7 protein-coding genes and 1 pseudogene are annotated in these 6277 nt (G+C 65.3%); 3 read left to right on the forward strand and 5 right to left on the reverse strand.

The genetic code is table 11. The features are described from left to right. The first annotated feature begins 43 nt into the window (after positions 1–43). Positions 44–1279: an acetylornithine transaminase gene (locus EPB08_RS11850; RefSeq protein WP_130619298.1), complete on the forward strand. Its 1236-nt coding sequence runs from the start codon at positions 44–46 to the stop codon at positions 1277–1279. Between the two features lie 268 nt (positions 1280–1547). On the opposite strand, the gene EPB08_RS11855 is transcribed toward EPB08_RS11850, so the two are convergent. The 4 genes from EPB08_RS11855 to thiE form a co-directional block, all read right to left on the reverse strand. Next, the gene (locus EPB08_RS11855) at positions 1548–2420 is read right to left on the reverse strand and encodes an ion transporter (RefSeq protein WP_130619299.1); all 873 of its coding nucleotides are present in this window, start codon (positions 2418–2420) and stop codon (positions 1548–1550) included. Positions 2421–2491: 71 nt separating this feature from the next. Further along, on the reverse strand, positions 2492–3097 hold the full coding sequence (locus EPB08_RS11860) for an HAD family hydrolase (protein ID WP_130619300.1): 606 nt from the start codon (positions 3095–3097) through the stop codon (positions 2492–2494). Between the two features lie 4 nt (positions 3098–3101). Next, complete coding sequence (hemL, locus tag EPB08_RS11865) at positions 3102–4388, reverse strand: glutamate-1-semialdehyde 2,1-aminomutase (RefSeq protein ID WP_130619301.1); 1287 nt, start codon at positions 4386–4388, stop codon at positions 3102–3104. A gap of 9 nt (positions 4389–4397) precedes the next feature. Beyond that, on the reverse strand, positions 4398–5021 hold the full coding sequence (gene thiE, locus EPB08_RS11870) for a thiamine phosphate synthase (protein ID WP_130619302.1): 624 nt from the start codon (positions 5019–5021) through the stop codon (positions 4398–4400). 95 nt (positions 5022–5116) lie between these two features. Between thiE and EPB08_RS11875 the strand changes: the two genes are divergently transcribed. Beyond that, positions 5117–5314 carry a rubredoxin gene (locus EPB08_RS11875; RefSeq protein WP_038623276.1) on the forward strand — a complete coding sequence of 66 codons (198 nt, stop codon included), beginning with the start codon at positions 5117–5119 and terminating at the stop codon, positions 5312–5314. Between the two features lie 119 nt (positions 5315–5433). Next, complete coding sequence (locus tag EPB08_RS21265) at positions 5434–5646, forward strand: hypothetical protein (RefSeq protein ID WP_229238319.1); 213 nt, start codon at positions 5434–5436, stop codon at positions 5644–5646. 46 nt (positions 5647–5692) lie between these two features. Here the strand turns inward: EPB08_RS21265 and EPB08_RS21420 are convergent. After that, positions 5693–5911: pseudogene (locus EPB08_RS21420) on the reverse strand (DUF192 domain-containing protein); the annotation flags it as partial. Positions 5912–6277 lie beyond the last annotated feature (366 nt).

Consider the following 6277-nt stretch of genomic DNA (forward strand, 5'->3'; position numbering starts at 1 on the left):
CCCCCTATGGCGCCGTCCCACCGGACGATGCCCGGAGTACGACATGCACGCGCAAGACCCGTCCGCCCAATCCCTGATCGAACTCGGCAAGCGCTACTGGCTGCCGGTGTATCGACCGCGCGATGTGGTGCTGGATCACGGCAAGGGCTCGCGCGTGTGGGACACGGAGGGGCGCGAATACATCGACCTGGGCGCCGGCATCGCGGTGAACGCGCTGGGCCATCAGGATCCCGACCTGCTGGAGGCACTCACCACGCAGGCGCACAAGCTGTGGCACACCAGCAACGTGTTCTACAGCGAGCCGCCGCTGCGTCTGGCCGAAGCCCTGGTGGAAGCCTCCGGTTTCGCCCAGCGCGTCTTCTTCTGCAACTCGGGCACCGAGGCCAACGAGGCCGCGATCAAGCTCGTGCGCAAGTGGGCCACCGCGCAGGGTCGCGAAGCCGGCAAGCGCGTCATCGTCACGTTCCGCGGTTCCTTCCATGGCCGCACGCTGGCGGCGGTGACCGCCACCGCCCAGCCGAAGTACCAGGAAGGCTACGAGCCGCTGCCGGGTGGTTTCCGCTACCTCGACTTCAACGACGTCGCGCAGCTGGAAGCCGCCTTCGCGCACGGTGACGTCGCCGCCGTGATGCTGGAGCCGGTGCAGGGCGAGGGCGGCGTGCTGCCCGCCGCGCCCGGTTTCCTCAAGCGCGTGCGTGAGCTGTGCGATCAGCACAACGCGCTGTTGGTGCTGGATGAAATCCAGTGCGGCATGGGTCGCACCGGCACGTTGTTCGCCCACGTGCAGGACGAGGTCACGCCGGACATCGTTACGCTGGCCAAGGCGCTGGGTTGCGGCTTCCCCATCGGCGCCATGCTGGCCGGCCCCAAGGTGGCCGAAACCATGCAGTTCGGCGCCCACGGCACGACCTTCGGCGGCAACCCGCTGGCCGCCTCGGTGGCGCGCGTGGCACTGCGCAAGCTGTCCTCGCCCGAGCTGTTGGCGAACGTGGCGCGCCAATCGCAGGCATTGCGTGAAGGTTTGCTGCGCATCAACGCCTCGCTCGACTTGTTCGACGAAGTGCGTGGCCGTGGCCTGATGCTGGGTGCGGTGCTGAAGGACACCCACAAGGGCAAGGCCGGCAGCATCCTCGATTTCGCCGCCGCGCACGGCCTGCTGGTGCTGCAGGCGGGTCCGGACGTGCTGCGCTTCGTGCCGCCGCTCAACCTGACCGATGAAGATCTCGCCGAAGGCCTCTCGCGGCTCGAGGCGGCCCTGCGCGACTACCTCGCCAGCTGAGGCAAACCTTCCCTTGTAGGAGCGCACCCTGTGCGCGATCGCAGAGCCTCGTCGTCACCGCGTTGCAGGCTTTTCGCGCACTGGGTGCGCTCCTACAGGGAGAGAAAGTCCTGCTCGGCCATACGGTGCTGCTTTTGCGGGAGCCCACCCGGTGGGCGACTGCGGAGCCTCGTCGGTGTCGCGCTGTAGTTTTGTCGCGCACAGGGTGCGCTCCCACAACGGCCGAGATCTCAACGGGCTCGCATGTACCGGTCCTACAAAGGCCGGCTCATCCTTCGTACTCGTCCGCGTGCAACGAGGCCCCGCAGCCCCGGCAATAGCGCGCGTCGGCCTGGTGCCCCTGCAGCTGGCATTGCGCGCAGGCCTGCTGTTGCCGTGCCTGGCGGATGCCGGTCGCCAGCTCCGCCGCAAAGATGCCCGTGGGCACGGCGATGATGCTGTAGCCCAGCAGCATGATCACCGACGTGACCATCTGCCCCAGCGCCGTGTGCGGGGTGATGTCGCCGAAGCCCACCGTCGTCATGGTCACCACCGCCCAGTACATCGAGCGTGGAATGCTGGTATAGCCGTTTTCCGGCCCTTCGATCAGGTACATCAGCGCGCCGAAGATCAGCACCAGGGTGAGGATGGTGCTGAAGAACACGAAGATCTTGGGCCGGGCACGCAGGAAAGTCGCCCACAACATGTCCGCTTCGCCTACGTAGCGGGTCAGCTTCAGCACGCGGAAGACGCGCAGGATGCGCAGCGCGCGCACCACCATCAGGTGCGGGCCGCCGGCGGCCAGCAGGGTCAGGTAAGTCGGCAGCACCGCGACCAGGTCGACGATGCCGTAGAAGCTGAAGGCGTAGCGGCGTGGCTGCGAGACGACCAGCAGGCGCGCCACGTACTCCACCGTGAAGGCGATGGTGAAGACCCATTCCAGCATCAGGAACAGGTGGCCCATCCTGGCGTGCAGGTCTTCGACCGTGTCCAGCACGGCGACCAGGATGCTGGAGAGGATCGCCACCATCAGCACCAGGTCGAACAGTCGTCCGGGGGCGTCACCGTGACCGAAGATGATGTGGAACCAGCGCGCCCGCCAACCATGGTTCGACGCAGGTGCGAGGGTGCTGCCAGAGGAAGACCGCGGCTGTTCGCTCATGCTGTAGCCCTGACACGCGATGGTGTCAGCATAGCGCTGCAGTCACTGTCAGCGCCCTCAGCAGCACAGAGTCAGGGCAGGTCGAATCGAGCGAGCGTACTCCGCAGGCCGGCCAGATCCTGATAGTGGTGGGCGTAAAGACCTGCCTGCAACGCGCCCTCCACGTTGGACAGGTTGTCGTCGACGAACAAGGTGGCGTCCGCCGGCATCGACAAGCGGGCAAGGCAGCTCAGGTAGACCCGGGGATCCGGTTTGCTGGCGCCGAATTCGGCGGACGCGAAGGAGCGGCCTTCGAACAGAGGAAACAGTGCCGGAACGATTCGTGGCAGCTGCTGTACAAGCAGCAGGCTATTGTTGGTCAGCACGGCGACCGTCACGCGCTCCGCCAGCGACTTCGCCAGCGCGAGCAGCTCGGGCCGGAGGCGGGTGGCTTCGCGCCGCGCCGCTGTCCACGCCTCGACGCTTACCGGGCGCCTGAGATATGCCCCCAGCGCATCGAGGTAGGCCTGTGACGTCAGTTCGCCACGGTCCGCCGCATCCTCGATGCCTGACTGATAGATGGCTGCATATACCGCTTCCGGCGTGCTGTCGATGGCCTGGGCCAGATGGCCGACGCGGATCGAACGATCGTAGTCGGCCAGCACCTCGTCCAGGTCGAACAGCACGCAGCGAAGCATGTGCTTATCCCGCGCGCGCCGCCTTCATCGCGCCGCGCGCCGCTTCCAGCGTGTCGGCAATGTCCTGCTCGCTGTGTGCGCTGGAGACGAAGCCGGCCTCGAACGCCGAGGGCGCGAGGTACACACCACGCTCCAGCATGCCGTGGAAGAAGCGGTTGAACATCGCCGTATCCGCTGCCGTCGCCTGCGCGTAGCTCCCCACGGTTTCGCCTGTGAAGAACAGGCCGAACATGCCGCCCACGTGGTTCGTGCTGAACGGGATGCCTTCGCCATCGGCGATCGCCTGCAGGCCATCGGTAAGCAGGCGCGTGCGCGCGGCGAGCTTGTCGTAGAAGCCCGGCGCCTGGATCAGCTCCAGCATGGCCAGGCCCGCGGCCATCGCCACCGGATTACCCGAGAGCGTGCCGGCCTGGTAGATCGGGCCCGCCGGCGCGATCTGCTGCATGAGATCGCGACGGCCGCCGTAGGCGCCCACCGGCATGCCGCCGCCGATGATCTTGCCGAAGGTGGTGAGGTCCGGTGTCACGCCGTAGTACGCCTGGGCGCCACCCAGCGCCACGCGGAAGCCGGTCATCACTTCGTCGAAGATCAGCAGCGCGCCATGCTTCGTGCACAGCTCGCGCAATGCCTGCAGGTAGCCGTCCTTCGGCGGAATGCAGTTCATGTTGCCGGCCACCGGCTCGATGATCAGGCCGGCGATGTCATGGCCGTGTTCGTCGAACAAGCGCACCGCGGCGTCGATGTCGTTGTAGGCAAGGGTGAGCGTGAGGTCGGCATTCGCCTTGGGCACACCCGGCGAGGTAGGTACGCCGAAGGTGAGCGCGCCGGAGCCCGCCTTTACCAGGAAGCTGTCGCCATGGCCGTGGTAGCAGCCTTCGAACTTCACGATGAGGTTGCGGCCCGTCGCGCCGCGCGCAAGGCGGATCGCCGACATGGTGGCTTCCGTGCCCGAGTTGACCATGCGCACCATGTCGATCGATGGGATCAGGCGCGTGATCGTTTCAGCCATGGTCACTTCGGCCGGGCAGGGCGTGCCGTAGGAGAGGCCGTTCTTGACCGCACGCTCCACCGCCTCCCGCACGTCCGGATGGTTGTGGCCCACGATCATCGGGCCCCACGAGCCCACGTAGTCGATATAGCGCTTGCCTTCGACGTCCCACAGATAGGCGCCATCGGCCCGCGCCGTGAAGAACGGTTCGCCGCCCACCGACTTGAAGGCGCGCACCGGCGAATTCACGCCGCCGGGCATCAGCTGCTGCGCGCGTTGGAAAAGCTCATGGTTGGTGGTCATCGTTGACACTCAATGCGAAGTGAAAAGTTGGGCGAAACCCGCGGCGGCGCCGCGTACGTCAGGGTCACCGAATACGGCCGAAATCACGGCCAGATAGTCCGCGCCGGCGTCGATCAGGGATCCGCCATTGTCCGGCGTGATGCCCCCGATCGCCACCCGGGGCAATCCCAGCGCGGCGGTCTGTCGCAGCAGTTCGAACGAGGCGCGTCGTGCATGGGGCTTCGTGGGCGACGGAAAAAACGCACCGAACGCGAGGTAATCGGCACCGGCCGCCGCCAACTGGCGGGCACGCGCGGCCGAGTCGTAGCAGGACACGCCGATGATGGCGTCCGGCCCCAATACGGCCCGTGCGGCGGCGATGTCGCCATCGTCCTCGCCCAGATGGACACCCGCGGCGCCTGCGGCGTGGGCCAGCTGTACGTCGTCATTGACGATCATCGGCACCTTGCGTGCGGCGCAGAGGGCCCGAATGGCGCGCGCCTCGGTGAGGCGACGGGCCTGATCGGTGGTCTTGTCCCTGTACTGCAGCAGCTTCGCGCCGCCGGCCAGGGCCAGCGCCACCACCTCCAGCAGATTCGGGCGGGGGCCATCGGTAATCACGTAAAGGCCGCGGCCCTTAAGTAGGGGATGCATCGGTTCCATCCTGAAAAAACGGGGCCATACGCTTTCGCATCGGCGGGGGAGTTGCGAGAATGCTCCTCTTATTCTCCATATCAAGCCATCCAGCGATGAATCAGAGCACCAACGAAACCGGGACCTTTCGCAAGTGGATGTGTGTCGTTTGCGGCTTCATCTATGACGAGGCGCTGGGCGTTCCCGATGAAGGTATCGAACCCGGCACGCGTTGGGCCGATGTGCCCGATACCTGGACGTGCCCGGATTGCGGCGCGACCAAGGACGATTTCGAGATGATCGAAATCGACTGATTTCGCTCTCCGCGTTGCCCGCAAACGGCCCGATTCCGTCATCGTACGGACCGGGCCGTTTGCTTATATAGCTCCTGCACGCCGGCAGCGATGGCGCGCGACCACGCAGGAGCAGCACCATGCAGCAGTTCATTCCGTTCGAAGACGACTGGGACGCCCTGGAAAACCTCCGTCCCGACATGCTCATCCCGTATCACGTCGGCGTGCCCTGCCGACACGACCTGGCAGCTGCAAATCATTGCACCGGTTCCACGGCCCCTTCGATGTCCAGCTCGTCTCCCGCCGTCGCACCGATTTTTGCCGCCGTTCCCTCGGGAAGCTCCAATACGTAGCGCGAGGCGGTTGCTCGCGTAGCTGGGACCGGGATCGGCCCTGCACGGATACCCATCGACGGTCGCCGTCGAAATAAAGGATATCCAGAGGGCTGAGCGTGTTCGTTATCCAGAGCCAGCGCAGGCCCTCATCGGGAAAGACGAACAGCATGCTCTGATGGCGCGGGAGTTCGGTGCGCAACATGAATCCGCGCTCCCGGACGCATCGCTGTTCGCGAGCGGCGTGGCGAGAGCCGATGGCCGTGCGAGCGAACGGCTGGCGCATTGATTGCGGAAACCGCGCTGGCTAGGGCAAATAGCAAAGGCGCCAGTGGTCGCCGCTTCGATAGGTAGGCCCGTTATATAGGTGCGCGCGAATGTAACGAACCGTGCATTTGTCATCGCAGTGAAAAAAAATCGTCTGCACCCCTTCCCATATTTGGGGGGGCACGCTATTATTTTCCTCCCCCGTCGAGACGTTCTCCGACGCGGGGTTCCACCAAAAACCCGGCAGCAAAAATTCTTCGCTGAAGGTGTTGACGGACAGGAAAAACGATGTAAGATGAGCGGCTCACTCGGAACGAAATGTTCTGAAGCGGAAACGGAAACGGTCCGCAAGTGATTGAGATCTTTGACAGTGTGCGCAGGTGAC

Origin of the sequence: Dyella amyloliquefaciens (assembly GCF_004296575.1) — a bacterium.
Lineage (GTDB): Bacteria > Pseudomonadota > Gammaproteobacteria > Xanthomonadales > Rhodanobacteraceae > Dyella > Dyella amyloliquefaciens.

What these genes read in the sequence shown, in the direction of transcription:
- EPB08_RS11875 (WP_038623276.1), top strand. Translation starts at nt 5,117, where the DNA reads ATGAATCAGAGCACCAACGAAACCGGGACCTTTCGCAAGTGGATGTGT.
- EPB08_RS11855 (WP_130619299.1), bottom strand. Translation starts at nt 2,420, where the DNA reads ATGAGCGAACAGCCGCGGTCTTCCTCTGGCAGCACCCTCGCACCTGCG.
- thiE (WP_130619302.1), bottom strand. Translation starts at nt 5,021, where the DNA reads ATGCATCCCCTACTTAAGGGCCGCGGCCTTTACGTGATTACCGATGGC.
- hemL (WP_130619301.1), bottom strand. Translation starts at nt 4,388, where the DNA reads ATGACCACCAACCATGAGCTTTTCCAACGCGCGCAGCAGCTGATGCCC.
- EPB08_RS11850 (WP_130619298.1), top strand. Translation starts at nt 44, where the DNA reads ATGCACGCGCAAGACCCGTCCGCCCAATCCCTGATCGAACTCGGCAAG.
- EPB08_RS11860 (WP_130619300.1), bottom strand. Translation starts at nt 3,097, where the DNA reads ATGCTTCGCTGCGTGCTGTTCGACCTGGACGAGGTGCTGGCCGACTAC.
- EPB08_RS21265 (WP_229238319.1), top strand. Translation starts at nt 5,434, where the DNA reads ATGCAGCAGTTCATTCCGTTCGAAGACGACTGGGACGCCCTGGAAAAC.